This window comes from Motilimonas sp. E26 (assembly GCF_021278025.1).
GTDB lineage: Bacteria > Pseudomonadota > Gammaproteobacteria > Enterobacterales > CBDFNC01 > Motilimonas.
The window spans coordinates 1-1,494 of record NZ_JAIBHJ010000067.1; the positions used below are offsets into that span (position 1 = coordinate 1).

The 1,494-nt window shown below is 44.9% G+C and carries 2 protein-coding genes; one reads left to right on the forward strand and one right to left on the reverse strand.

Annotated elements, in window-relative coordinates; translation table 11 throughout:
- Positions 1 to 59 precede the first annotated feature (59 nt).
- A complete protein-coding gene (locus K1M91_RS21125) occupies positions 60 to 1,103 on the forward strand; it encodes an IS110 family transposase (RefSeq protein WP_232804234.1) in 1,044 nt (347 codons plus the stop codon).
- A gap of 181 nt (positions 1,104 to 1,284) precedes the next feature.
- Here K1M91_RS21125 and K1M91_RS21130 read toward each other — a convergent pair.
- Positions 1,285 to 1,494, reverse strand: a 210-nt coding sequence (locus K1M91_RS21130; RefSeq protein ID WP_232804235.1) for a hypothetical protein, incomplete at its 5' end; no start/stop codon positions are given.

Genomic DNA, 1,494 nt, shown 5'->3' on the forward strand with positions numbered 1-1,494 from the left:
CCCGCACATCTCTAACCGAGGGATGCTTAAGGTGTCTAAACCGAACAGGAGAAAGCTCAATGAACTTTTATAATAACGCACATCCATATTACTGTGGTATCGATTTACATGCCCGTATTCTTTATGTTTGCATCATTGATTTACAAGGCGAAATTGTCCTCCATCAAAAAATAACTGCCGATAAGGAGGCTTTACTGACCTTACTTGAGTCTTACATTGGCAACATCGTTGTTGGCGTTGAATGCATGCATTGTTGGTATTGGGTCTCTGATTGGTGCCACGAGAAAGGCATTGATTTCGTCCTAGGCCATGCCCTCTACATGAAAGCCATTCACGGCGGCAAAGCCAAAAATGATAAAATCGACTCTTTTAAAATTGCTTGCCTATTAAGAGGTGGCAATTTCCCGCTGGCTTATACCTATCCGAAAGCCATGCGTGCTGCTCGGGACTTATTACGACGTCGCACTAAAATTGTTCGTCACGGCGCCATGCTCAAAGCCCATGTCGCAAACACCAACAGCCAGTACAATCTCCCTGCCACCGAATTAAATCTCAAAAACATCAGTGCAAGGCAACAACTACGGCAACAATTTGATGATCCAATCGTTCAGCGCAACATCGATATGGACATGGCTTTACTCGATTTCTACGCCAAAGAGCTGGCTCAGGTCGAATGGTTCATCGAGCAGCAAGCCAAAGCCATGCAGCCCGCTTACCTGAGTATCCTTCGAACGGTCCCTGGCATTGGTAAAATATTGGCGCTCACTATCCTTTTTGAAATCGGCGATATTGAACGATTTGAATCGGTGCAAAAGTTTGCCTCCTACTCACGACTCATCAAGTGCAAAGCGGAATCTGCCGGTAAAACCTATGGCACTCAGGGCAACAAAATTGGTAACGGCCATCTGAAGTGGGCATTTTCAGAAGCGGCAGTGCTCTACCTGCGCGGCAATGACAAAGCACGTGCCTACCTAAATCGATTACAAAAACGGATGAGTAAAGGTAAAGCGCTTTCAGCACTTGCCCATAAACTCGGCCGTTGCGTCTATTTCATGTTAAAAAATAAAACGGTATTTGATGAACAACGATTCTTAAATAACTGACGTTTAAGTCGCGCAATAAGGTGAGCTGAAGACCTAACTCGATAACGGCGAGCATCTCGTGGACATCATGATAATTGAAGCCTGACTTCTAATGTAACGATGAACACTATGCCAATGCTTAAAGCGATTTCGCCTTGATTAGACACCTTATTGGCGCGCATAAAACAATCAGCAAAATCGCTTACACCTTGGCTGAGCCTGAAACTAACTGTGCCTTGAGCACCTTTGACTTGAATAGTGCCAGCACGAGGTTAACCGATAACTGTCTAGTGCCCCTGTTATTTTCATGGATGAAAAACAACAGGCAGCGGTGAGACCGCACTAAGAGAGCCTCAATATGTGTTTGTTGTAGGCGATATCCTAACAACAGCATGACAAAGCGAAGTAAACG

Bases quoted from the DNA above. Each gene is read 5' to 3' on its own strand.
- K1M91_RS21125 (WP_232804234.1), top strand. From the start codon at position 60: ATGAACTTTTATAATAACGCACATCCATATTACTGTGGTATCGATTTA.